The following is a 24,981-nucleotide window of genomic DNA, read 5'->3' as shown; positions in this document are numbered from 1 at the left end:
TATGGCGCGATTTTTTTCTCAGTTTTCTATACCAAGACGTTTTAAATTGGTATTTGCCAGCAAATTAATGCTTTCTGCGTTTAGCTGCACGGCATTAAGCCAGGCTTTTGCTTCCGTATCTGAGATCAGTTGGCGCCGTTGCAGCTCTTGCCACTGCACATAGGTTTGCGCCTGTTGCACCAATTTGGCCAGGGGGCTGCAGCCGGCAAAGCCTACGCCTTCTGCCAGCTGGTCCAGCGTTTGGCACAAGGGTAAGCCTTGTAACTGCCAGCGCGAGGTAATATCGGCGCTGAGTACGGCAGCAAATTCATGCATGCTTTCACACAAGAAGCTGGCATCGGGTTCCAGCTTGTCCAGCGCATCGGTTAACTGCGTATCGCGACTTTCTCTTGCTTGTAGCAGCTGAGCTTGCCGTACCTGCTGATAAGTACGCAGATAATTGCGCGTGACAACGGCATGGCCGAGGGTATGGAATAAGCCGACACAAAAGGCATTATAAGGGTGCTCTGCACTGTGTTCTGCCAGGCGCTTTGCCGCTATCGCCACGGCCAGTGAATAGTCCCATAACCGGGTTTTCAGTGCCGTAAATGGATCGGTCGAATGCGGCAACATACGGCGCATGGCATATACCGGCAGAATTTGCTGTAAGCTCTCCACACCGATAAAACGCAGTGCGGTCTTGATATCTTTTACCATAGCGCCGGACGTGCTGCGGTTGCGGTACTGCGGCTGATTCACCAGTCGCAATAAATCTTCTACCAGCCAGGGCACCCTTGAGATCAGCGGGTCCAGCTTATTTACTGTTACCGCTTTGGCGCTTAGCTGATCAAGCAACGCATAAAAGCCCGCACCGGCGTCAAACACCGACGCCATCACCTGTTCGATATTGTGCAGCCGGCGCACCAGTTCATCAGCCACCTCATCATGCAGGTGCGCCTGAGCAAATTCCGTAAATTGGGCTTTAGCCTGGGCCCCGGCAGCGCGCAGTTGTTGCGCTTTGGCTTCTACTTCCAGCAACTTACGTTCAGGATTTTGTACTCCGGCGCGGATCTGATAGCCCAGCCGCTTAGCATCCGGATTAACGCCAACTAACTGATCGAAGAAACGTTGCACCAGCTCTTGCGGTGCAGAAGTTAAAGGGCTGCTCACTATTGCATTATTCCATTTACATTAGCAGTTGCTAACAGCCAATACTGCAGCGCTGCGGGCGCTGAGTCAAGTTACGCCGGGGATTAAACCTTAAGCTGCAAAAAATTGGCCAGCAACTGTTTACCCTGTTGGCTTAAGATAGCTTCCGGATGAAACTGCACCCCGTGCAACGCCAGATTGCAGTGCATAAACCCCATAATTTCATCGGGCAGACCTTCAGTATCTGTTGTCCAGGCGGTTTCTATCAGCTCTGAAGGCAAAGAGCCGCGCTCCACTACCAGAGAGTGATAACGGGTCACATCTAACGGGTCTGCCAGGCCGCAAAATACCGAACGGTTATTATGACGGATCAAAGAATTTTTACCGTGCATAACCCGGCGGGCGCGTAATACTTTAGCACCAAATACCTGAGCAATGGCCTGGTGGCCGAGGCAGACACCCAAAATGGGTATTTTGCCGGCAAATTGCTCAATAGCGTTTAACGATACGCCGGCATCATCGGGTGTTTTCGGCCCGGGTGAAATGACCAGATATTGCGGTGCCAATGCCGCTATTTGCGCCACACTGATATCGTCATTACGCCGCACAATAACTTGCTGGCCTAATGCAGCAAAATACTGCATCAGGTTCCAGGTGAAAGAGTCGTAGTTATCAATTAACAGTAACATCGGTGTTTATTGACCGGCAGTATCAGGGGGCAACAAAACCCACGGCTTCATGGACCCGTTGCAAGGTTAATGTAGCGCGTTGGCGGGCTTGTTCTGCCCCGGCACGCATTACTGTGGTTAAGGTAGTTTGATCGGCGCGTAACTCGGTAAAGGTTTTTTGTACCGGCTCCAGCAAGGCAATTACCGCATCGGCAACATCGCCTTTTAAATGACCGTACATTTTACCTTCGTACTCCGCTTCCAGCGCGGCGATGGTTTTGCCGGTTACACCACTTAAAATACTCAGCAGGTTGGCCACGCCCGGTTTGGCGTCCAGATCAAAACGCACCCGTGGCGGATCTTCAGAGTCGGTCATCGCTTTTTTAAACTTCTTGCTAATCATCTTTGGATCTTCGAGTAACCCGACGAAGTTCCACGGGTTTTCATCCGACTTAGACATCTTCTTCGTTGGGTCTTGCAAGCTCATTACCCGTGCTGCTACCGGCGGAATAAAAGGTTCCGGCACAGTAAAAATGTCGCCGTGCAGCGCATTAAAGCGTGTGGCTACATCACGGGCCAATTCCAGATGTTGCTTTTGATCATGCCCCACCGGAATTTGATTAGCCTGATACAATAAAATATCTGCTGCCATCAGTACCGGGTAAGTAAACAAGCCGGCGTTAACATTATGCGTATGGCGCTCTGATTTATCTTTAAACTGTGTCATACGGCTAAGCTCGCCAAACTGGGTATAGCAGTTCAGCACCCAAGCCAGTTGGCTGTGCTCCGGCACGTGCGATTGCATAAACACCGCAGAGCGCTTTGGATCTATACCACAGGCAAGATACAACGCCAGGCTGTCCAGCGAGGCACTACGCAGTGCTGCAGGTTCCTGGCGCACGGTAATAGCATGCAAGTCAACGATACAATATAAGCAATCATAGTCATCCTGCATTTTGTCCCATTGGCGTAGCGCCCCCAGATAATTACCTATGGTAAGTTGTCCGGACGGCTGTGCACCACTTAGCACAATTGGCTTATTGCTCATAGTTGTATCCACTTTAAAGGCTGTATTGTTAATGACAGGCCGGTGCAAACCGGTTTGAAGAGCAGCATTATAACCATATCAGCACATTGCAACAGTAAAAAAGCCGCTTAACGCGCCACTTTTGCCAGCTGTTGCCGCATCTTATCAATTACCGGCTTATATTCCGGCGCATTAAATATCGCCGAACCGGCAACAAACATATCTGCACCGGCAGCAGCGATGTCCGCAATATTATCTGCACTGACGCCACCATCAATTTCCAACCGGATGGGCAAACCGCTGGCGTCGATAATGTTGCGTGCTGCCGCCAGCTTATCCAGGGTAGCGGGGATAAATTTTTGCCCGCCAAAGCCAGGATTAACGGACATCAGTAAAATAACGTCAACTTTGTCCAGCACGTAGTCCAGATAACTCAATGGTGTCGCAGGGTTAAATACTAAGCCGGCCTGACAACCGTGGCTTCTAATTAACTGCAAGGTGCGGTCAATATGCCGTGATGCTTCCGGATGAAAGGTAATAATGCTGGCACCAGCCTGCGCAAACTGCGGCACCAGGGAGTCGACCGGCTCTACCATCAAATGCACATCTATCGGCGCGGTAATGCCGTAGCTCCTCAGTGCCTGACACACCATAGGCCCCATAGTCAGGTTTGGCACATAATGATTATCCATCACATCAAAGTGCACCACATCGGCACCAGCTTTTAATACTGCTGCCACATCGTCTCCCAGCCGGGCAAAATCAGCAGACAAAATAGAAGGCGCAATTAAATAGGGTTGCATAGCAGATTTCCGTTTGAGCACAGTGTGCGAACTTTACTGAATTTGACATAAAAATGCACTGTTATGCCGCAGCGCATTAACGCCCATAAAACGAGCAGTAGCGCACCAACTTAGCACAAGCTGTTACATAAGTTAAAACCAGACTTACTTATCCACATGAATTTAAACAATAAAACTAAATGGCATATATCTTGGAACCTAAAAGTGAGGGAACAGAGAAAAGGGCAAATAAAATGAAAACAGCAACGAAAATGACGACGTTAGCAACAAGCATGATGTTACTTGGATTATCGGCCGGCAGCTTTACTGCCAGCGCAGTAGAACTGAGCGGAGATATTACTTTCGCCTCAGACTATGCGTTCAGAGGTGTTTCACAAACCGAAGAAGCACCTGCCTTGCAAGGCGGGCTATCACTCACTGACGAGTCAGGTTTTTATGTTTCGGTTTGGGGTTCAAACGTTGATTTTCTGACCGAAGGTACCTTAGAGCTGGATGTAATGTTAGGTTGGAGTGGCGCCATTAATGACGATTGGTCAACCGACGTCGGCATTATGCGCTACGGCTATCCAAATACCGCCATCCCCGGCTCAAATTTCTGGGAAATTTATGGCTCTTTATCATATAAAGACCTGACCTTCGGTTTAGCCTATAGCGATGATTACTACCTAAACAGTGGCGATTTCTTTTATCTTTATGCCAACTACAGCTACGCCTTGATGGAAAACCTGAGCCTGGACTTGCATGTGGGCCAAAATGAGTATGATGACAGCAGTGCCAGCTATCTGGACTGGAGTGTTGGTGTCAGCACCGAAGTAATGGGCGCAGGTCTAAGCTTAGCCTATGTTGATACTGACGTTGATGGTTCCTACCTTGCAGACAGCCGGGTTATTTTCTCCATTTCAAAAAGTTTCTGATATTGAATAACCTACCGGCGCTAACAGTGTCGGTAGTTTTCATAAACATCAAACTTAGCAAGCGGTGAATAAATAATCAGCTTGTATCGACAACGCCAATGTTTTATTATCGAACCGTTTTAACAAACAAACGGATTTAACATGAAATTTACCAGTTATTATAAAGCAGCGTTTATTTCAGCCGCATTTTTTGCAGCAGCCGTTTGTATTTCACTGCCATCCATCACGACGAATCCGCAATGTCAGTCGCTATCAACACCTTCTGCGATTGAAGATTGCTATAAAGCCACAGAGCAAAGCTGGTTAAGCTGGTTCAGGGGTAAAAGCCGTTCGACACAATTCCATTTTGTTGACTTGCTGGAGCTGTTAAGCAGACTTAGTCCAGCACAAAAACCCTGATGCCGCATAACAATAATAAAGAAGATCAGCCTTCGCTGAGAAAAAAGCCGGGGATATTGCAGGTTATTAAGGCAGTACTCGGTGCTTTCGCCGGCGTGCAATCTGAGCAACAACGCCAACAGGATTTTGCTGCAGGCAGCCCGTTACCTTACATTATTACCGGGGTCATTTTTACCCTGCTTTTTGTGGTAACACTATTACTTGTGGTGTCATGGGTACTGTCTTAGGCCGGTATACCGCAAAAAGCTCTGCCACCTTGCCACGAGTGGCACCCTTCTGACTAATAGAGCGCCCCACCTGCAAACTGTGTAATACCGCCGGCTGGTAAATTTTCCGCGTCCAGGTTGTATCATGGTTACTGATCACCACCGCGATACCGCGTTGCTGCGCCTGCTCAGCCAAAATAGCCAACTGCGCCTGATCGTCCAGATCAAAGCCCTCACGGGCATAGCCGGTAAAACTGGCGGTTTTACTCAGTGGCACATAAGGTGGATCGCAGTATATTACGGCACCAGCACCCGCACTTTGTATCACCTGCTGATAGCCGGTACAGCTGAATTCAGCACGCTGGGCTTTTTCTGCAAAGAAATATAATTCTGCTGCAGGAAAGTACGGCTTCTTATAACTACCAAAGGGTACGTTAAATTTGCCGGATAAATTATAACGGCACAAGCCGTTGTAACCGTGGCGGTTTAAATACAAAAATAACTGTGACCGCTCGTAGACATCTGTACTTTGATTAAACTGTTGGCGAAAATTCAGATAACAATCGCGCTGGTTCGTTAATGGGGTAAACAAATCACGGGCATCGGCGATAAAGCGCTCCGGCTGCGTTTTGATTAGCTGATACAGGCTGATTAAGTCTGCATTGATATCATTCAACTGATAGCGGGGAAAGTCAGTGTTTAAGAAAACCGATCCTGCACCGACGAAAGGTTCGATCAACAGCTCGCTGTGCGGCAAATGACGGCATATGGCGTCAACCAAATTGTATTTACCACCGGCCCACTTCAAAAAGGCACGGCTTTTGCGCTTGGCTACCTGCATTACCCGCTATTCCATGCCGGCGCTTTGCTGATTACGCTGCTGCGCTTTTATTTCCGCCTGCACCGCTTGCATGGTTTTAACAAAAGGCCCGGTAGCCTGTAATGCTTCAGGTAGCTGGTCACGTTCAGCTTTAGCTTCGGTGGCGTTAGTAAAAGGTGCCAACAGCAGCACCAACTGCATCTTACCCTGCCAGCTACGCTGATAAGTTAATGTCATCAGCTGCGGGTAAGCTGACTTAAAGCGCTGCAATGCTGCATCGCTCGATAATACCGCTAATTGCAATGCCACCTGCTGTTTATCTGCTGCCAGCAACTGCACTTCGTCAAACAAGTAATCTACTGCCACCTGTGGCTCTGTCTCAACGTCGGCGGGTTCAACTACAACAGTAGCCTGGTTGTCGTCCGTTATTGCGGACGTCGCATCATCGATTTCAGCGACAACAATCTCATCTGGTACTGTTGGCATGAGTTGCGGCGTCGTTTCGGCTATATCAGCTTCTGTCACAGGTTCTTCGCTTACTATTGGCTCAGCGGGCAGCAACTCTTCCGGTTCGGAGGCCGGCATTACCGCTGCGGGTACTACAGGTATCCGCACGACTTTCTTCTCCGGCTCCGGCCATAGCACAAAGGCTAACACTGCAATGAACACCAGTGCTGCAGCACCGGAAGCTAACTGCATAGTAGATAGGCGAAAACCTGTCTGTGGCTGCTGCGACGCCTCTGCCGCGCTGCCGCTGTCTGCGCTTTGCAGCAACAGATGCAAGTTGCCGTCAGCTGACGCCAGACGTGCCGCCAGCTCTATACTGTTAAGATTTTCATGCTGCAGCAAATACTCTGCATCTGCCGTAGTAATTTGGCCTAAAGTTAGCACCAGGCCATTGTCTGCAACCTTCTGCACGGAAAAACAAAACAGCACACAAGGCAGTGCTTCGAGCTGCTGTAAAAAAGAGTTAGAAAAATGCTCTGCATCATCAATAATCAACAGCAGCGGCAACGTCGACGGTTGCGCATTCACCTGTTCTGCCAGCGAGCTATCAGCTTGCCAAACAGCGCCGAACCACTGCTGCATCAGCTGTTGCTGCGCTTTAGCTTCATCAAGTGGCGGATTTAGCATTGCCACATTATATTGACCGGAAAACAGCTCAGCCACTGCCATCGCTAAAGTAGATTTACCCGCGCCTACCGCTCCGGTAGCCTGGATCTGTTTGCTATCGTTAAACGCCAATTGAAACAACAGGCGCTCCAACCATTCATGTTGTGACGGCGTCAGGTGGCTTAAGGATGCCAGTTTTGCCTGCAGTTCAGTTGTATCCATGGCCAAACACCTCTGTCAGTTCTGCTTCAGTTACATCGTCAACTACTGCTGTTTGGCAAAATGCAGTTGGTAATACAAACCGCATTGTGCCTTGCTTCACTTTTTTATCCGTTTTCATGTAGGGTATAAAGTCGTTGATATGCATACTTTCCGGTGCTGCTACAGGTAAGCTGAATGCTGCCAGCAAATCACGTATCTTTACCACCTCTGCCGGCGTTAACCAACCGCGGCTTGCTGCAAGCTCAGATGCCATCACCATACCTGCAGCAACGGCTTCGCCATGCAACCATTCACCGTAGCCGAGCCAGGCCTCAATGGCGTGACCAAAGGTATGACCCAGGTTTAATAAAGCCCGCTCGCCTTGCTCTGTTTCATCACGGCTGACAATGTCCGCTTTCATCCGACAACAATGGCCAATCATTTCAGCCAGGATAGCCGTGTCCTGTTGCTGGATTTGCGCATGGTGTTGCTGCAACCAACGGAAGAACCCAGCGTCACTGATCAGCGCATATTTAATCACTTCAGCCATGCCTGCGGCAAACTCACGCGGCGGTAAACTGGCTAATACTGTGGTATTTATTAGTACCTGCACCGGCTGCTTAAAAGCGCCGATCATATTCTTACCTAAAGGGTGATTGACAGCGGTTTTACCGCCAACAGAGGAATCAACCTGAGATAGCAAGGTAGTGGGAATTTGCAAAAAGTCGACACCACGTTGATAGCATGCTGCCACAAAGCCGGTTAAGTCACCGATAACACCGCCACCCAGCGCGACCAGCAACAGATCGCGCGACATGCGTTGTTCCAGCAAAAAGCCCAGCACTTGTTCAAAAGAGCTGAGCGTTTTAAAAGCTTCACCGTCCGGTAATAAAAAATGCTGCGCAGCTGCATCAGGGAATAATGCCTGCACTTGAGGCAAATACAAGGCCGCGACAGTGGGATTGGAGATGATGACAACTTGCTTACTGGCTGCTATGCCGGCATCAATACCGGCAAAGCTGTCAGCGATGGTGATACTGTAGCTGCGTTCGCCAAGTTGTACCTCAACTTTTTGCATCAGCAGCTCTCCGATAGATATAGACTAGAAACCCAATTGGTCGATAATTTGACTGGCCACAGCACGTGCGCTTTGTTCATCGGTGCGCACGGTAAAGTCCGCAATTTCAGCATACAGTGGGTTGCGTTCTTCAGCCAATCTTTCCAACACCTCTTTTGGTGCTTCTTCTGTTTGCAACAAGGGCCGGCGTTTATCGCGCTGGGTACGGGCTACCTGTTTTTCGATAGGCGTTTCCAGATACACTACGATACCGCGTGCCGATAAACGGTTACGGGTTTCTTTGCTCAGCACTGAACCACCACCGGTAGCCAGTACGATACCCTGCAACTCTGTCAGATCCTGAATGACATTCTCTTCACGCACTCTGAAGCCTTCTTCACCTTCCAGATCAAATACCCAAGCAATATCGGCACCGGTGCGGCGTTCGATTTCCTGATCTGAATCGTAGAATTCCAGATGAAGCATGTCTGCTAAGTGACGTCCAATTGTGCTTTTTCCAGCACCCATAGGGCCAACGAGGAAGATATTACGTTTTTCTGCCATAAGTCGTATTACTAATCAGCTAACTCAGTGAAAAGTTGAATTCAAGGACCAAAAGGCTCCCACGAAAATTTGAAGCGCTGAATTATGTCAGGAATAGCCTTTTGTTGGCAAGCTAATTCTCAAACGCGGTACCGCTACAGTAGTGTCTGTAACGGTACCGAAAACAGATTACAGGCCGTCAGTGATAATTTTAGGTGTAACGAAAATTAACAGCTCGTTCTTTTCGTTAATATCACGGTGTGTTCTGAACAACACTCCCAGATAAGGAATATCACCAAACAGCGGCACCTTGCTTACTGTAGACAAGATTTGCTGTTGATAAATACCGCCCAATACTATGGTCTCGCCGTTATCAACCAATACCTGAGTTTGTATTTGTTGCGTATCAATAGCCGTTGCCGGCCCGGTTGGCGTTTGTACCGTTTCACCCCGTGTATTTTGCGTAATAACAAGGTCAAGAATAATCTTGTTATCCGGTGTAATTTGCGGCGTCACGGTCAGGCTTAATACCGCTTTTTTGAATTCAACTGTAGTAGCACCGCTGGAGGCTGCCTGCACATAAGGGATCTCGACCCCCTGCTCTATACGGGCTTCTTTTTGATTCGCCGTGGTAATACGCGGGCTGGCAATAATCTCACCTTTATTTTCCTGCTCTAACGCTGACAACTCTAAATCCAGTAAAGTGCCATCTGCCAGGCGGGCAATATGAAAAGCAATGCTACCAGCCGGATTACTGGCCGGTAAATTAACGTTCCAGCGATCGTCCAATGAAGGGATAGTGCCATTGGCAATGGTATTGGCGCCACCAGCAGAACCGGAAGTGCCCTGATTAGAGCTGCTACTGCTTTGCTGATCACTAAAGCCCCAGCGAATGCCTAACTCATCAGTAACACTATCACGTACAGTAACCATGCGTGATTCAATAAGTACCTGCCGCACCGGCACATCTAAGCGTTCAATCAATTTACGTACGCTTTCAATATTTACCGCTGTATCTTTAATCAAGATAGTGTTAGTACGGTCATCAACATTTACTGAGCCACGAGATGACAGCAGAGTGGCGTCTTTGTTACTCAACAAACCGGCAATATCAGCTGCTTTGGCATAGTTGATCGACAGAAAATCTGAATACAACGGCTCCAAATCAGCTACCGTTTGTTTGGCTTCCAATTCACGGGCTTCACGAGCCGCTAATTCATCGGTCGGCGCAACCATTAAAATATTGCCTTCCATGCGCTTATCCAGGCCTTTAACCCTTAGCACTATGTCCAACGCCTGGTCCCACGGTGTACCGTCCAAACGTAAGGTAATATTACCGGTAACAGAGTCACTGGTTACCAGGTTAAAGCCGTTATAATCAGCAATAATCTGTAACACTGTGCGCACAGCAATATCCTGGAAATTAAGTGATATAGCCCGGCCCTTATACTCTTTACCACCACCCAAAATGCTGCGGTTAGTGGTATCGCGTTCCACATTCAGGGTGAAAATATTATCAATTTGCTGATAAGTGAAGGTAAACTCTGCCGTTGTATCAATGACTAAGCGAGTAGAAGAGCCATCTTTAAAGGTTTCAATGCCTTTAACAATAGTGCCGAAATCGACCACATCCAGTTGATACAACAATTCTTCCAAAATGTCGGTGTTGTGAAATTCAACTTCGAGTTTACCCAGCCGCTCAGCCACATCGACTGCTGCAGTATTATCGCGCAGGAAAATTAGTACCCGACCTTCACCCTTATCACCACGACGGAAATCTATCGCATTTACACGGTTAATGTAGGTTGGCTTAACGTCGGCAGCCTGGCCAATCTGATCAGCGGTCGGGTTATCGGAAATGTGAATATAAAATACATTACCCTTTACCCGCGTACGGTATATTTTCAGGTAATCCAGGTAAATTACTGTCCTGAAACCATCATCGACGAACTCTGAAGTAACGCGTTTAACCCCGGCTTTATCTATCAGCACTTCTTTAAGCTTTTCTTCGTAATCAGATTCGTCGAAAAACAACTCGATCCGTGCCGGCTCATTAAATACCTGAATGCTCGGATCAGCATACAATTCTTCATCGAAAATGAACTCTATTTCCGTCTCGCCGGTTAATAAAGGGTTATACCGAACATCATATAACAACGGCACTGCGGCCGCCGGTAGTGAAAGTAGCGTAAAGGCTGCAATGCACAGTAACGTGCGCTGGATTGTGCCAGACATTGTTTTGATTATTTTATCCATGATTTACTCGCATACCTGTCAATTACTTGCTACTGATGACGCATCGGCCATCTGCAACATGGTCGTCCGTTCTTTCCAGCAACCGGCACCATCGGGAATAAGCTCCAGCAACTCTATATGAGTCGGCTCAACATTTATTACGCGGCCATGAAACAACCCGACATGGTTGCTCAACGTCACTTTGTGCAAAGTTTTATCAGACGCTTCAATTAAGGCCCAGATATTACCTATATCGCCCAAAGTACCGCGCATCTTTAAGTTATCCAGCGCATATTTTTCCAATGGCTCTTTTCTGCGGCGCGGATCCGGGTGCAGACAATCCTGCACCTGCAAAAACTTATCCTGAATTGCTTCCGGTCTGGGCGCAGAAAAAGGGCTACGGGCATCCTGAGAGCGATACGCTATATGCACAAACTCCTGCACTTCCGGCAGCGGCTCCACCCTGGCACGGGTATTCGCTTTTACTTCAGCAATATGGTTTTGCACATCGCTTAAATCATCGAAACAACCGCTCAGCAACAAGGTCAATGCCATTACAGATAAACGCTTTATCATGGCTGAACCTCCTTATAACGGTAAGTTTTCGCCACTACATTAAAGCGCAGACGTTCATCTTGCTCTGTTTGAATAGAAAAGTCGTGTAAGCTGACAATACGCGGCAACTTAGCTACTTCACTGACAAAATTACCAAATTGATGGTAATCACCAATCACTTCAATCTTAATTGGCAGTTCGGTGTAAAATTCCTTCTCGATTTCCGGTTCCCAGTTAATCCGGATGAAAGTCAAACCACTGGTGGTACCAACATAGGTAATGTCATCCAGCAGACCCGGCGTCTCATGAGTAGTGGGTAACTGTTTTAGCAAGAATGAAAAAGTTTGTTCCATTTCAAGCATTTGCTGTTTGTACAGATCAAGATTAACCGCTGCGGCATACTTAGTCCGGTACACCTGACGTAGCTGCACTTCATTATTCTGTGCTGCAGCTAACTCATCAATCTTGCTGTCAACCAGTAAGAAATAGCTTAGCACTGACACCAGCACAGCCAGAATAACAGCAAAAATTATCTTCGCCGCAACAGGCCAAGAGCCCATATTCTCAAAATCAAGATCATTAATATCTATTTCGGAAAGGTTAATGTTCATGCTCATTTAGCACCTCCATTACCAGGCTTTCCGCTTGCCGGAGCATCACTGCTTTGCACATCTTCGTAGCCTTTAACTGTCAAATGCATTTTGAAGTTGCTCAGCAGACTGATCGAATCTTTACCGGCTTCGATAAACTCCAGATAAGGTTCAGACAATAAATCGGAGTCTTCGGCCTCACGCAACATATTAGATAAGCGATTATTCGACTCACTTTTACCTATAAGCAGCAATGACGTACCTTTCTTTTCCAACTGCGTCAGATAAACACCGGCCGGTACCGCGCTGGCAATCTCATCCATAATTTGTGTTCCCAAATTACGGCTGCCTTGCAGTTGGGCAATCAGTGACATCCTCTGCTGTAAGCTCTTTTTGGTGTCATTAAGGTTGCGGATTTCAGCTATGCGCTGATCCAGCACTTTGATTTCATTTTCTAAAAATCGATTTCGCTGCGTCTGACCATCAATGCGTGCGCTATACACCATATTCACCAGGAACACGATGAGAAAACTAAACATCGCAGTCGCCGTTAATACAGTAAGATATTGTTTCTGCCGCTCTTTTCGCGCTGCATCGCGCCACGGCAACAGATTTATATATGCCATGACGAAAAGCTCCTTAACGCCAAACCACTGGCAACCATTAATTGCGAAGCATGCCGGTTCAGCTGTTCACGATCGACAGATGTCGCAACTTCCATCGATTTAAACGGATTGGCGACTACGGCATGAATACCAAGTTCATCGATCAGCAATTTATCAATGCCATCGATCAGTGCGGTACCGCCGGAGATAATCAGATAGTCCACGGCGTCTTTGCCGCTGCTGGTCAGATACATCTGTATACCGCGACGCACTTGTTGTAACAACATAGTCTGAAACGGTGCCAACACTTCAAAAGTGTAGTTGGGAGGTAAATCACCCGCTACCTTAGCCAGCTCGGCCTCTTCATAACTCTTATTGTAATAGGACAAAATGCTGCGGGTATATTGATCTCCACCAAAAACCTGGTCTCTGGTATACAGCGTTTTGCCATTTTCGATAATACTGAGCAGCGTCATAGTGGCGCCGATATCGACCATAGCCACCACTTTTTTTGCAGCGTCATCCGGCAATTGCTTTAAACACAGCTCAGCAGCCCGACTTAGCGCATAACTCTCTATGTCGACTACCTTGGCAGCAAAGCCGCCATTATCTAACGCAGCAACGCGGGCTTCAATACTCTCGGTTCGAGCCGCACTAAGCAGCACATTAACCTTAGAAGGATCTGATTCGTTGACATCGAGTTTTTCGAAGTCAAGACTGACCTCGTTCAACGGGTAAGGGATAAGGGTATCTGCCTCAACTTCTATCTGACTTTCAAGTTCAGCATCAGTTAAGGACACATCCATAAAGATCACTTTACTGATCACTGTGGATCCGGATACAGCAGTAGCGGCAAATTTAACTGAGCGGGGGATCTTTTTACGGATCTTACTCAATACATTTCCCACGGCTTCTATATCCTGGATCTCTCGATCAGCCATAGCACCTTTTATCATGGGCTCAACGGCAAATGCTTCTACTTTACACACGCCGTTGTGTTGACTTAACAACACAGCTTTGACGGAGTGGGCACCGACATCAATCCCCACCATCATCGGTGTTTGTTTACTGAACAGGCGATTTATCATAGCTTCCTGCGGCCAATTTATAGTTATGATTATTGTCTCATTGTTAGCTCAGTCGCTAATTTTTGGCAAGAAAAAGCGTTTAATCTAAAGCTAATAAATATATACTAGCAGCGTTGTAACAGAATTGGGAGTAAAAATTGGGGCTATTCAGTGTCTTGGGTTAAAAAACTTTTAATTCTCAGTCTGGGCATGATCCTGCTTGGTGTTCTCACGATCGCAGGGATCTACTTCTACCTCGAAGATGATCTTCCGGACGTCACCACCTTATCAGACGTCAGGTTGCAGACACCAATGCAGGTGTTTACAGCTGATGGCGAGCTGATCTCGCAATTTGGAGAAAAACGCCGTATTCCACTTAAACTGGAAGAAATGCCTCCTTTATTAGTACAAGCATTTTTGGCCGTTGAAGATACAAGGTTTTACGAACATCCCGGTATAGATATTATCGGCATTTTCCGCGCGGTAACAGTAGTAGCCTCTTCAGGTGATTTCAGCCAGGGCGCCAGCACCATTACTCAACAGTTAGCGCGTAACTTCTTTTTAAGCCGTGAGAAGAAAATTGTTCGCAAAATCAAAGAAATATTTCTCGCTATCCATATCGAGCAACTGTTAACTAAAGATCAGATCCTCGAACTGTATCTGAATAAAATAGAGTTGGGGCAACGTTCATTCGGCGTTGGTGCAGCTGCCCAGGTGTACTTTGGTAAAACCGTACATGAGCTGACGGTCGACGAGATAGCCATTATTGCCGGCTTACCCAAAGCGCCGTCAACATTAAACCCCGTGCGATCAGCTACAAACGCCAGGGCCAGGCGTAATATTGTATTAGGCCGGATGTTGGATACCGATGTTATCGACAAAGCCACTTACCAACAAGCCATAGCGGCGCCAATTACCAGCCGTTTACATGGTGCCCAAATCACCGCCTCTGCACCTTATATTGCTGAAATGGTGCGCCAGGAAATGGTCGCCAGGTTTGGTGAAGAAACAGCCTATTCCGCGGGGCTGCAAGTTTTTACCACTATTCAAAGTAAACAGCAGGCAGCCGCTAAAATTGCGCTGCAACAAAATCTGTACAATTATGACGAGCGCCACGGTTACCGTGGTCCTGTTGCACAATTGTGGCCGGCAGAGCTTACTGAAGCAGCAGATGCTGAACCAACCTATAAAGAAACAGACGCGCTTAGCGAAGCAGATATCAAAGCTTATCTGGACCAACAATCCGGCATAGAAGATCTGCACCCTGCTGTCGTTACTGCAGTGAGCACACAAAGCGCTGATGTTATGTTGGCTGGCGGCCAGAAAGTAACGCTTGAATGGGATGGCCTGAAATGGGCCAGAAGTTTTATTACAGATGAGCGTCAGGGAGTTGCGCCTAAAACGGCTTACGCTATTTTAGCGCCGGGCATGCATATTCTGGTAAGAGAATCTGAACAACAGTGGCGCTTAAGTCAGGTGCCAATACCCAGCAGTGCTATCGTAGCTATAGACCCGCACAATGGTGCTGTGCGATCTTTAGTTGGTGGTTACAGTTTCAGTCAAAGCCAGTTTAATCGCGCCACTCAGGCAAAGCGTCAGGTAGGGTCCAATATTAAGCCATTTATATATTCGGCCGCATTGGAGCACGGCTACACCCTTGCCTCTATAATGAATGATGCTCCTATTCATCAATGGGATGATAATGCCGGTATTGCCTGGCGACCGAAAAACTCACCTGCCGTATACGATGGCCCTATCCGTATCAGAGAAGCGCTGGCGAAATCTAAAAATGTGGTGTCAGTGCGCTTGCTTCGTGGTGTTGGTGTAGATAATACTATCCGGCATTTGCAGCAATTTGGTTTCGCCGCATCAGACTTACCACGCAATGAAACCTTATCGCTGGGCTCTGCTTCCCTGACTCCACTGGAGCTGGTTACCGGTTATGCCGCATTTGCTAATGGTGGCTATCTGGTTAAGCCTTATGTAATAGACAAAATTCTTGATGAAGATGGCACTGAGCTTTACCAGCATCAGCCGGCCATTGCCTGCAACGATTGCTTAGAAGAACCAAAAGCTGAAGCTGAAGCCGCTACCGATAACGAAGCCTTACTGAACGATTTGTTTAATACTCTGGAAACCGATGCAGCCGCCAGCCAGACGGCGGATATTGCTGCAGAGCAGAAGACTGCAGAGATAGCAGATCGGGTTATCTCTGAGCAGAATAGCTTCCTGATTGCCGATGCGCTGAAAAGCAGTGTTTGGGGCGGAGGTGATTGGCAACGGGGTACCGGCTGGAACGGCACAGCATGGCGTGTGCAAAGTTTGAAGCGACGTGATATTTCAGCCAAGACAGGTACTACTAATGACTCTAAGGATACCTGGTTTTCCGGTTTCACTCCGGAGTTAGCCGTAACAGTTTGGGTCGGTTTTGACGACTCTAACCGCAGCCTTGGCAGAGCGCAATGGCACGCTAATATGGGGCAGCAGCAAAGCGCAGGAGCAGAGTCAGGTGCCCGCACCGCCCTGCCGGCCTGGTTAAGCTATATGCAAACTGTACTGGAGGGGGTAGCAGAACAACAAATACCACCGCCGGTTGGTTTGGCATCTGTACGTATCGATTTGAAGAGCGGTTTGTTAAGCCGCAATAATGACCACAACAGTGCTTTTGAGTACTTCGTACCGGGCACAGAACCAACACAATATGCCGGCACCGATATTCAGCAAATCAGTTTTGACAAAAGCAGCGATAAAAAACGCAGCGAAGAAGAAGAAGTAGAACTGTTTTAACAAAAAGCCCGCTAAGCGGGCTTTTTGTTACTGCACCGGTTTTATCATCTTCAAATGCGGAATGTCGTCTTCCAGATAGGGTTCGCTGGCCGCTTTAAAACCCAAATCCTGATAAAACTGCTGCAGATAGCATTGGGCAGAAATATGAATATCGGTATCCGGCCACAGCTCTGCTGCTACGCTGAGGGTTTTTTCCACTAACACCTGGCCTAATCCCAAACGCCGTGCTGTTTGCGATACACAAACCCGACCAACGCCCGGAAAGCCTTCAAAGCTTACGCCCGGAGCCAGTACGCGTGAGTAAGCAATAACTTTATCGCCTTTTTTGAGAATAATGTGGCGGGTTTGTGCATGCAGGTCTTTGTCATCCAGTTCCGGATACGGGCAATTTTGCTCCACCACAAACACATCTACCCGCAGTTGCAATAAGCCGTACAGCGTATAAGTGTCTAATTCATTAAAGGTCAATACCTGCCACTGCATTTGTTCCCGCTCCCTCGCTACACAAAGCACTCACTATACCAGAGGTAAAAGCCTGCTGCCCACAGAGAAATAGCGCTCCACAGCACTGAACAGACTGCAGCATCATAAAAATGCTATTTTTTTGTAACCAATTTGACATTAAGCACGGGTTAAATGTAGCGGCCTAATAATCCGCTTTATCCCGGAGCAATAATAATGTCAGACAGTAAAACCAACGTCAGTATCGATAACTCGGGTGTTGACCCGCAAAGCAATTTCTCGCTGAATCCCACTTTTGCAGCAATAGTCGAAGGCCGGATGGCACGGCGTCGCTTCCTTAAAGGCAGCGTCGGCGCAGCTGTAGCGGCGATTATCGGCGGATCACTTGCTGCTTGCAGCAGTAGTGACGGCGACCCTGTACCGGTAGTGCCGCCGGTAAACACGGCGCCGCTATTAGGTTTTACTGCTGTGGCCGCCGGCAGAGCCGATGCTATCCAGGTGCCGGCCGGTTATACTGCAACAGCATTTTTACCCTGGGGTACACCGTTAGCCGGCACCTACCCGCCCTTTTTAGCCGATGCTACCAATAGCGGTGCTGAGCAAGAGCAACAAGTAGGCATGCACCACGACGGCATGCATTTTTTCCCGATAGATACCCGCAGTGCCGGCGACAGCTCAACAGAAGGCTTACTGGTATTTAACCATGAATATATCGACCATAATCTGATCCATCCCAATGGCATAGATACAGTACCGCGTATTGCCGACCAGGTGCGTAAAGAGGTCGCCGCCCACGGCGTTACTGTGGCACACATTCAACAGCAGACCGACGGCAGTTGGGCATTGGTTAACAACAGCCCGTTTAACCGCCGCATTACCGGCGCTACCCCAATGGAGCTAAGCGGCCCGGTGCGCGGCAGCAGCAAAGTGATCACCAAATACAGCCCGGATGGCAGTCGCACCCGCGGTACATTAAATAACTGTGGTAATGGCTTTACGCCCTGGGGCACTTATTTAACCTGTGAAGAGAACTGGGCAGGTTACTTTGTTAACGCCGATGCAGAACAACCACGTGAGCACAGCAGGTATGGTGTATCGTCGTCCAATGGTCGTTATTTCTGGGAAACAGCTGCGCCTGCAGCCGATGTGTATCAGCGCTTTAACGCTGGCAGTACCGGTGCATCTGCTACAGAAGATTATCGCAACGAACCCAATACCTTTGGCTGGATAGTAGAAATAGACCCGTTTAACCCGGATAGTGTGCCGCAAAAACGCACCGCGCTGGGCCGCTTTGGCCATGAAGGCATTATTTTTGGCAAATTGGAAGAAGGCAAGCCGGTGGTGCTGTACTCCGGTGACGACTCCACCTTTGAGTATATTTATAAGTTCGTTTCTGCTGCTCCTTATAACAAAAACACTGCCGGTGGCCATTTGTTGAACGAAGGCACCTTGTATGTGGCACGTTTTAACGAAGATGGCAGCGGTGATTGGTTAGCATTGGATATTAACAATACTGATTTTGCCGCCAAAGCCGCCACCGCCGGCGTCACTTTCACTGACCAGGCCGATGTGCTGCTAAATACCCGCTTAGCTGCCGACGTTGCCGGTGCCACCAAAATGGATCGGCCCGAGTGGGGCGCTGTACACCCTGACACAGGCGAGGTGTATTTTACCCTGACCAACAACAGCCGCCGTACAGAGCAGCAAACGGATGCTGCCAATCCGCGCGCCGCAAATACGACCGGGCATATTATCCGCTGGCACGAGCGCGAAACACAGTCCGCTACCGCTTTTGATTGGGATATCTTCCTGCTGGCCGGTGATGTCGGAACCGAAACCCCTGACACTGAGCTGGTGCTGACGGCAGACAACCATCTGGCCAGCCCGGATGGTTTATGGTTTGATAAAAACGGCCTGCTGTGGATCCAAACCGATATGAGCGGCTCACAGCAAGGCGAAGGCCCTTTTGGTAATAATCAGATGTTGGTAGCCGATCCGGTAACCCGGCAGATGAAACGCTTCTTAGTAGGCCCAACCGATTGCGAAGTAACCGGCATCAGCGCTACACCGGATATGAAAACCTTGTTTGTTAATATCCAACATCCGGGAGATCGCTCAACTCCGGCTGAGTTCACCAGCCACTGGCCGGACGGCGGCAACAGCCGGCCACGCTCGGCAACGGTTGTGATTACTAAAGATGACGGCGGTGTGATAGGCAGCTAGTTTGCGCGGCGTTTAAGCAGCAGCCGGCGTCAGGGCAATAACGACGCCGGCCACTGCTGCTGTAACACCTGGTGAGTCACAAAATCCGCCAGCTGCGCTTCCGGCAGTGGCCGTGATAAATAATAGCCCTGAGCGAAATCACAGCTGTGTTGCTGCAAAAGTTGTAAATGCGCCAGCGACTCGACCCCTTCGGCCACCACTTTCAACCCCAGTTTATGCACCATGGCAATGGTTGATGCCACTATCTGATGATCTGCCGGGTTATCCAGCATACCCATGACAAAACTACGGTCGATCTTGATAGTACTTACCGGCATCTGTTTCAGATAATTCAGCGACGAATAACCGGTGCCAAAATCATCAATAGCAAAGGCAAAACCCTGTGCTTTTAAGCGATGCATTACATCCAGTGTTTCACTGACATGGCTCACCAGGGTGCTTTCTGTCAGTTCCAGTTCAAAGTGGCCGGCACTGAGCGCATACTTTTGTAAAATGGCGGCAAAGTTGTCCGGCAGATTACGGTCGAGAAACTGATCTGCCGACAGGTTAACCGCTATCACCACCTGCGGCAGCCCCAGCTCTTTTAACGCTACGCAGTGCTGACAACTCCGCTCAAATACCCAGTAACCTACTTCCGGCATCAACTGCGCTTGCTCCAACACGCTGATAAATTCATCCGGCGCCACCATACCGCGCTGCGGATGCTGCCAGCGTAGTAAGGCCTCAAAGCCACAGAGCATGCCTGTGGTTAAGTTAACCTGTGGTTGCAAACTTAAGCTGAATTGCTGCTGTGCCAAGGCCTGGCGTAATTCTGCCTCCAGTTGCATGCGGTTGGCTAAATCGGAGGACATCTGCTCAGCAAACACAAAGCAACGATTGCGGCCGTTATGTTTCGCCTGATACATAGCCAAATCTGCACGGCGGATTAGCTCCTCTGCGGCAAAACCGGCATCTGCGCTGCAGGCCACGCCAATGCTGGCACTTAGCGACACCATGCCTTGTTCCGGCGTAAAGCCGGTATCAAACAGTGCTAACACTCTGGCTGCTAATTGCTCTGCTTGCTCTGGTGTACTTATATGCATAAGTACTATGGCGAATTCATCGCCGCCAAAACGACACACTACATCAGACGGCTGTGCCAGACTTTTTAAGCGTTGTGCCGTTTCAATAAGTAACAAATCCCCCACCGCATGGCTGCGGCTGTTATTGATGTCTTTAAAATTATCCAGATCCAGAAACAATAAGCCAACATAGCCGGGCTGGTGCTGTAACCCCGCCAATGCCAGATTAAGCTGATATTGCAGCATATTACGATTAGCAAGCCCGGTAAGTTGGTCAAACATAGCCATTTTCTGCAAATTGGTGGTATTTTCCTGCAGTTGCTGGTCAAGAGTTTCCAGTTCATGACTCAGTGTCAACACCGAGTCAGCGAAGGTTGTCAGTTCATCTTGCAATAACCCCGGCTGTAAGGTGCTTTGTTGTCTAAACGCGGCATAACGGCGCTGCGCCAGCAGCGGCAACGCTCTTGCCAACTGCAAAATACGCCGGCTGATACGCCGTGTAACCAGAGTAATAAGTAATAACAACGCCAGAAAACAGCCCCCTGCCACTGCGATAATACGACGTTGATAGCGCCGGTTTTCTGTTACCGCTGCGCTGACATCTTCGAGCATCAACAGTAAATGAGAGCCGTTGCCGGCCGGGTCCAGTGTAATAAAATGCAGATAATAACTGTGCTGTTGCAGCGTTAACACCAGGCCGTCGCGGCGCGCCTGCGCCATATCAAACTGTGCCGGCAGCACTTGATAAAGCTGTTGCAACAGCTGATGGTCTGACGCCTGCAGCAAGGTAAAACGTTGCAGGCCGTTGTTGTCGGTGCTGTCACGTAAAATGGCCACCTCAACGCCCAGTGCCTGATGCAGGTTAAACAGCACCTCTGTCATATCGGTAGTGGCCAGTAACACCGCCACTTCGCCATGGCGGTCCAGTAGCGGCAATGTCAGCAGTTTATCGCATTGTACGTCGCAGCTTATCAGCGTCTGCGGACTATGCTCAGCCAGGGTGCGTGCCACTATATCATTGCTGTTGCCGGGTAAGGCCGCGTTGCTGCGATACAACAGTTGCTGCTGCGGGCCAAACAAACTGAGCTGACGCACAGCAAAGTTTTGCTGCAAAGGCTCCAGTTGCGTGGCTAAACCAGTAGCAAACTGATCAAAATCGTCCGCCAGATGTAATTGTTGCAGTTCAACGTGCGTTTGCAGCCAGGTCAGCAACTGCTGCGCAGAAGACTGATTATAAAATTCAAAGTACTGTTGGCCCTGGGCTTTACGCTGGGCTTGTTGCCGGTTGAATTGTTCATTCATATGCAATAACGACAGCCCGGTGAACCACAGCAATAACAGCAGCAACATGCTGAGCATTAGCAGCAGAATTTTCCAGGATAAACTCAGATAGCGCGGCATCATCAGAACCGGTACATCAGCTGCAGAGCAAATACCTGCCAGTACTCGCTATTGTTACGGGCAACATCAGGTTGAATGACCGGGGCAAGTCGCCCTGCGCCCTTTACCCAATGCACCTCCGCATTAAGCCGCCAACTTTGGTTCAAATCAATACTGCTGCCAACATTCAAGGTATGTTGATAGCCGAAGTACGAAGGGATGGCGCCTCCGGTCATTTGCTGCAGCTTTTTACCATGGCGATCATCTTTGTCGATAACGGCATAATCAATAGTGGTAAACAACCTCAGATCTGCCGACCAATAGTACTGCAACATAACGTAGCCGCCTTGACCAAACTGCTTACGTGTAAATTGCGGCAGGAAAAATCCCTCTGTCGTAACAACCTCTTGCTGTAGCTCAGCGCTTAGTTGCCAGTACTGGCTCTGATAACGTGCAGTCAGCATCACCCGCTGTGAAGTAAAGCTGGCATTACTGAGTAATTCCGTACTACCACGCCTGTAATCAAAGGTCGCTTCCTGGATAACGATACCGTAACTAAACCTGCTCTGCAGGGATTGCCAATACAAACTGGCTTTGTGATCATGATTCATCCGGGTGTCACCCCGGGTTTGCTGTCCCAGCAGCTGCCTGCTTTGCTCGCGCGACACCGGCACTGTACCGAAACTCCAGTTGAAGGTCAGATCACCATAGTTGCCCGAATTACGTACTTGCAGCGCCACACCGTCAGTGCCGACAGCAATATCGCGAAAACTATCGAAATATACCGACTGCGGTAAAATAATCGACGGCCTCGTAAAAGGTACGTCCCGGGTCTCGGAATATAACCAGTGCTGATTTTTAAAGCGGCCAAAGTACATATTCGCTTGCCAATCAGCCGCATTATACAGCGCCCAATCCAAAAACAGATAATCCAGCCTGCCCCCTTGCGGATAACGATTGCCACCATCGAGGTACACCACCTGGCCGGCCAGATGCCAGTCAGGTGCCAAACGATAGCGGCCGTTCAGCCCCAGCTCTGTTAATGCCGCTGAGGTTTTGCCGCTGTTATTAACATAACTGCTGTCGGCAGCGCGGATCAGCCCCTGGGCAGCAAAACCCTGCCAAACAAAGTCGTCCGCCGCTACGGCTGTGCTGAATAACATAAACCAGGTTAAAGCCAGGGTACAAAGTAGCTGCTTATTCAATGCGCACCTCCTTTATGGCCGGCTCAGCAGTATACTGCTCCACATAGCCGATGGCGCCGGGCTCAGTGCGCAGTAGCGCCAGCATAGCAGCGATATTGTCTACCTGTTGCGGCCGGCGGCCGGTGCCGGAAAAGCTACGCTTATCCCAAATACTGTTTAACTGATAAGGAAACAGCCGCAGCTGTTCGCGGCAAAAGCGCTGATGTATCGGGGAGTTATCGTTTAGCACTATGATTTTCACCGGGCTGCCATCCGGCCACTGCGTCTGGCGCAGGGTAAAAATATTCCGCAGCTGGCTTTGGCTAAGGCTATTGGCCGGCACTGAGCTGTGCACCACCACAGTCGTCGCTTCAAGCGGCAACAGCAGCAGTTGGCAAAGCAGTAACAGCCATTTCATCGCAGGCAAACACCGGGTAGAAACACTAAGGCTATTTGTGTGCTGTTCACAGTTTTGTTTATCTCCGGCTTAATGCCGGCAAAATAGCAGGCATCATTTGGAAATATCATTCTAGCAGAGCAGCTTAGATCCTGCCTTTTTGCTTAAACCACATCGAGCTTAACGCGCAGGTTTAGCCGCTGAACGCTGCTGTGGCGGGCGCTGACCATCACGATGTTCCGGCCGCGCCGCTTTAGGTTTCTTTGGTTTATAAGGCTTAGTATTTAACTTAGACCCGGGCAACACATTTACCGGTTCAAAACCTGCCAACACCTGACGCGTCAGCTCTTGCTTAATCAAACGTTCAATGCCGGCTAACTCTTTGCTTTCATCGGCGCATACCAGCGATACGGCGTGGCCGGCGGCACCGGCGCGGCCGGTGCGGCCGATACGGTGCACATAATCTTCCGCAACATTGGGCAGCTCATAATTCACCACCTGTGGCAGTTGATCAATGTCCAGGCCCCGGGCCGCGATGTCGGTAGCCACCAGAGCGCGGATCTCACCCTTTTTAAAATCAGCCAGGGCTTTGGTGCGGGCATTCTGGCTTTTATTGCCATGAATAGGCGCCGCCTTAATCCCGGCAGTTTCCAAATGCAGGCTTAGCTTGTTTGCCATATGCTTGGTTTTGGTAAAAATAAGTACTTGTTGCCAGTTATTGTCGTTAATCAGTTTGGTTACCAGCGCAGCTTTGCGGTTTTTATCCACCGGATAAATCACCTGCTCTACCCGCTCGGCCGTGGTGTTGGCCGGGCTGACCGACACTTCCAGCGGATCGTTTACCAGGCCTTTGGCCAGTCTGCGAATATCATCAGAGAAGGTGGCAGAAAACAGCAGGTTCTGGCGTTTTTTCGGCAACAGCGCCAGCACTTTTTTAATGTCGTTAATAAAGCCCATGTCCAACATGCGGTCAGCTTCATCCAATACCAACACTTCCAGTTGGGTAAAGCGCACCGCATTTTGTTGGTATAAATCCAGCAGGCGGCCAGGCGTCGCCACTAAGATATCCACACCACGACGCAGTGCCATCATCTGTGGGTTAATTTTTACGCCGCCAAATACCACGGCGCTTTTCAGCGGCAGGTATTTACCGTACACCGCTACGCTTTCAGCCACTTGGGCCGCCAGCTCGCGCGTTGGCGTTAAAATAAGTGCCCGCACCTGGTTTGGTTGTACTTTAGCGCCGTCAGTCAGTAATTGCAGCAAAGGCAAGGTAAAGCCGGCTGTTTTGCCGGTACCGGTTTGAGCAGCGGCCATTAAGTCGCGGCCGCCCAGCACCGCAGGAATAGCCTGCAGCTGAATAGGAGAAGGAGTGGTATAGCCTTTGTCAGCAATGGCTTTAAGCAGCGCAGCCGACAAGTTTAAATCAGTAAATTGCATGCGATATCCCGCAGGTAATGCTGCGAAACAAAACTGCCGCAGCTGCAGTGGCCTCCCAAACGGAGGGGCGCGCAGCTTACAGCAAAAACGCGCTGAGCACCAACAAAGATGAAAAA

At 49.1% G+C, this 24,981-nt stretch carries 23 protein-coding genes; 5 read left to right on the top strand and 18 right to left on the bottom strand.

Features of this window, described 5'->3' with window-relative positions; all coding sequences use genetic code 11:
• Positions 1 to 18: 18 nt before the first annotated feature.
• The 4 genes from Q8O77_RS08720 to rpe all read right to left on the bottom strand — a co-directional run bounded on the left by Q8O77_RS08720 (position 19) and on the right by rpe (position 3,626).
• Positions 19 to 1,149 carry an HDOD domain-containing protein gene (locus Q8O77_RS08720; RefSeq protein ID WP_305552469.1) on the bottom strand — a complete coding sequence of 377 codons (1,131 nt, stop codon included), beginning with the start codon at positions 1,147 to 1,149 and terminating at the stop codon, positions 19 to 21.
• Positions 1,150 to 1,232: 83 nt separating this feature from the next.
• Complete coding sequence (locus Q8O77_RS08715) at positions 1,233 to 1,817, bottom strand: aminodeoxychorismate/anthranilate synthase component II (protein WP_305552468.1); 585 nt, start codon at positions 1,815 to 1,817, stop codon at positions 1,233 to 1,235.
• A 22-nt stretch (positions 1,818 to 1,839) separates the two neighbouring features.
• Positions 1,840 to 2,844, bottom strand: coding sequence for a tryptophan--tRNA ligase (gene trpS / locus Q8O77_RS08710; RefSeq protein ID WP_305552467.1), 1,005 nt, complete (start codon positions 2,842 to 2,844; stop codon positions 1,840 to 1,842).
• Between the two features lie 107 nt (positions 2,845 to 2,951).
• The gene (rpe, locus tag Q8O77_RS08705; RefSeq protein ID WP_305552466.1) at positions 2,952 to 3,626 is read right to left on the bottom strand and encodes a ribulose-phosphate 3-epimerase; all 675 of its coding nucleotides are present in this window, start codon (positions 3,624 to 3,626) and stop codon (positions 2,952 to 2,954) included.
• 233 nt (positions 3,627 to 3,859) lie between these two features.
• Between rpe and Q8O77_RS08700 the strand changes: the two genes are divergently transcribed.
• The 3 genes from Q8O77_RS08700 (at position 3,860) to Q8O77_RS20065 (ending at position 5,166) form a co-directional block, all read left to right on the top strand.
• Entirely contained in the window at positions 3,860 to 4,540 is a 681-nt protein-coding gene (locus Q8O77_RS08700) for a TorF family putative porin (RefSeq protein ID WP_305552465.1), read from the top strand.
• Between the two features lie 141 nt (positions 4,541 to 4,681).
• Complete coding sequence (locus Q8O77_RS08695; protein WP_305552464.1) at positions 4,682 to 4,939, top strand: hypothetical protein; 258 nt, start codon at positions 4,682 to 4,684, stop codon at positions 4,937 to 4,939.
• Positions 4,939 to 5,166, top strand: coding sequence for a DUF2970 domain-containing protein (locus tag Q8O77_RS20065; protein ID WP_371133458.1), 228 nt, complete (start codon positions 4,939 to 4,941; stop codon positions 5,164 to 5,166). Before Q8O77_RS08695 ends, Q8O77_RS20065 begins: the two co-directional genes overlap by 1 nt.
• Here the strand turns inward: Q8O77_RS20065 and Q8O77_RS08690 are convergent.
• The 9 genes from Q8O77_RS08690 to Q8O77_RS08650 all read right to left on the bottom strand — a co-directional run bounded on the left by Q8O77_RS08690 (position 5,111) and on the right by Q8O77_RS08650 (position 13,952).
• Positions 5,111 to 5,986 carry a Dam family site-specific DNA-(adenine-N6)-methyltransferase gene (locus Q8O77_RS08690; RefSeq protein WP_305552463.1) on the bottom strand — a complete coding sequence of 292 codons (876 nt, stop codon included), beginning with the start codon at positions 5,984 to 5,986 and terminating at the stop codon, positions 5,111 to 5,113. The two genes, Q8O77_RS20065 and Q8O77_RS08690, sit on opposite strands and share 56 nt — an antisense overlap.
• Before the next feature lie 6 nt (positions 5,987 to 5,992).
• Positions 5,993 to 7,300, bottom strand: a complete 1,308-nt coding sequence (locus Q8O77_RS08685) for a hypothetical protein (RefSeq protein WP_305552462.1) — start codon at positions 7,298 to 7,300, stop codon at positions 5,993 to 5,995.
• Positions 7,287 to 8,357: a 3-dehydroquinate synthase gene (gene aroB / locus Q8O77_RS08680; protein ID WP_305552461.1), complete on the bottom strand. Its 1,071-nt coding sequence runs from the start codon at positions 8,355 to 8,357 to the stop codon at positions 7,287 to 7,289. The genes Q8O77_RS08685 and aroB overlap by 14 nt, the downstream gene beginning before the upstream one ends.
• Positions 8,358 to 8,381: 24 nt before the next feature.
• A complete protein-coding gene (gene aroK, locus Q8O77_RS08675) occupies positions 8,382 to 8,900 on the bottom strand; it encodes a shikimate kinase AroK (RefSeq protein WP_205309373.1) in 519 nt (172 codons plus the stop codon).
• Between the two features lie 168 nt (positions 8,901 to 9,068).
• Complete coding sequence (locus Q8O77_RS08670; protein WP_305552460.1) at positions 9,069 to 11,042, bottom strand: type IV pilus secretin PilQ; 1,974 nt, start codon at positions 11,040 to 11,042, stop codon at positions 9,069 to 9,071.
• Between the two features lie 111 nt (positions 11,043 to 11,153).
• Positions 11,154 to 11,690 (bottom strand): pilus assembly protein PilP, encoded by a 537-nt coding sequence (locus Q8O77_RS08665; RefSeq protein ID WP_305552459.1) that lies wholly within the window; start codon positions 11,688 to 11,690, stop codon positions 11,154 to 11,156.
• Positions 11,687 to 12,286 carry a type 4a pilus biogenesis protein PilO gene (locus Q8O77_RS08660; protein ID WP_305552458.1) on the bottom strand — a complete coding sequence of 200 codons (600 nt, stop codon included), beginning with the start codon at positions 12,284 to 12,286 and terminating at the stop codon, positions 11,687 to 11,689. Before Q8O77_RS08660 ends, Q8O77_RS08665 begins: the two co-directional genes overlap by 4 nt.
• The gene (locus tag Q8O77_RS08655; RefSeq protein ID WP_305552457.1) at positions 12,283 to 12,885 is read right to left on the bottom strand and encodes a PilN domain-containing protein; all 603 of its coding nucleotides are present in this window, start codon (positions 12,883 to 12,885) and stop codon (positions 12,283 to 12,285) included. The genes Q8O77_RS08660 and Q8O77_RS08655 overlap by 4 nt, the downstream gene beginning before the upstream one ends.
• The gene (locus Q8O77_RS08650) at positions 12,873 to 13,952 is read right to left on the bottom strand and encodes a pilus assembly protein PilM (RefSeq protein WP_305552456.1); all 1,080 of its coding nucleotides are present in this window, start codon (positions 13,950 to 13,952) and stop codon (positions 12,873 to 12,875) included. The genes Q8O77_RS08655 and Q8O77_RS08650 overlap by 13 nt, the downstream gene beginning before the upstream one ends.
• Positions 13,953 to 14,102: 150 nt before the next feature.
• Here Q8O77_RS08650 and Q8O77_RS08645 point away from each other — a divergent pair, with 150 nt between their 5' ends.
• Complete coding sequence (locus Q8O77_RS08645) at positions 14,103 to 16,718, top strand: penicillin-binding protein 1A (RefSeq protein WP_305552455.1); 2,616 nt, start codon at positions 14,103 to 14,105, stop codon at positions 16,716 to 16,718.
• A 27-nt stretch (positions 16,719 to 16,745) separates the two neighbouring features.
• Here Q8O77_RS08645 and Q8O77_RS08640 read toward each other — a convergent pair whose 3' ends face one another.
• The gene (locus Q8O77_RS08640; RefSeq protein ID WP_305552454.1) at positions 16,746 to 17,201 is read right to left on the bottom strand and encodes a GNAT family N-acetyltransferase; all 456 of its coding nucleotides are present in this window, start codon (positions 17,199 to 17,201) and stop codon (positions 16,746 to 16,748) included.
• Positions 17,202 to 17,396: 195 nt separating this feature from the next.
• Between Q8O77_RS08640 and Q8O77_RS08635 the strand changes: the two genes are divergently transcribed.
• Positions 17,397 to 19,403 carry a PhoX family phosphatase gene (locus Q8O77_RS08635; protein WP_305552453.1) on the top strand — a complete coding sequence of 669 codons (2,007 nt, stop codon included), beginning with the start codon at positions 17,397 to 17,399 and terminating at the stop codon, positions 19,401 to 19,403.
• Positions 19,404 to 19,432: 29 nt separating this feature from the next.
• Here the strand turns inward: Q8O77_RS08635 and Q8O77_RS08630 are convergent, their stop codons facing one another.
• The 4 genes from Q8O77_RS08630 to Q8O77_RS08615 all read right to left on the bottom strand — a co-directional run bounded on the left by Q8O77_RS08630 (position 19,433) and on the right by Q8O77_RS08615 (position 24,865).
• Positions 19,433 to 21,868, bottom strand: coding sequence for a bifunctional diguanylate cyclase/phosphodiesterase (locus tag Q8O77_RS08630; protein WP_305552452.1), 2,436 nt, complete (start codon positions 21,866 to 21,868; stop codon positions 19,433 to 19,435).
• Positions 21,868 to 23,049, bottom strand: a complete 1,182-nt coding sequence (locus Q8O77_RS08625) for a hypothetical protein (protein ID WP_305552451.1) — start codon at positions 23,047 to 23,049, stop codon at positions 21,868 to 21,870. Before Q8O77_RS08625 ends, Q8O77_RS08630 begins: the two co-directional genes overlap by 1 nt.
• Complete coding sequence (locus tag Q8O77_RS08620; protein WP_305552450.1) at positions 23,042 to 23,446, bottom strand: substrate-binding domain-containing protein; 405 nt, start codon at positions 23,444 to 23,446, stop codon at positions 23,042 to 23,044. Before Q8O77_RS08620 ends, Q8O77_RS08625 begins: the two co-directional genes overlap by 8 nt.
• A gap of 159 nt (positions 23,447 to 23,605) precedes the next feature.
• Positions 23,606 to 24,865: a DEAD/DEAH box helicase gene (locus Q8O77_RS08615; protein ID WP_305552449.1), complete on the bottom strand. Its 1,260-nt coding sequence runs from the start codon at positions 24,863 to 24,865 to the stop codon at positions 23,606 to 23,608.
• Between the last annotated feature and the right edge of the window lie 116 nt (positions 24,866 to 24,981).

This window comes from Rheinheimera sp. (genome assembly GCF_030690345.1).
Taxonomy (GTDB): Bacteria; Pseudomonadota; Gammaproteobacteria; order Enterobacterales; family Alteromonadaceae; genus Alishewanella.
The sequence above is the reverse complement of the archived record's forward strand: the minus strand, read 5'-3'. Positions and strand labels throughout refer to the sequence as shown.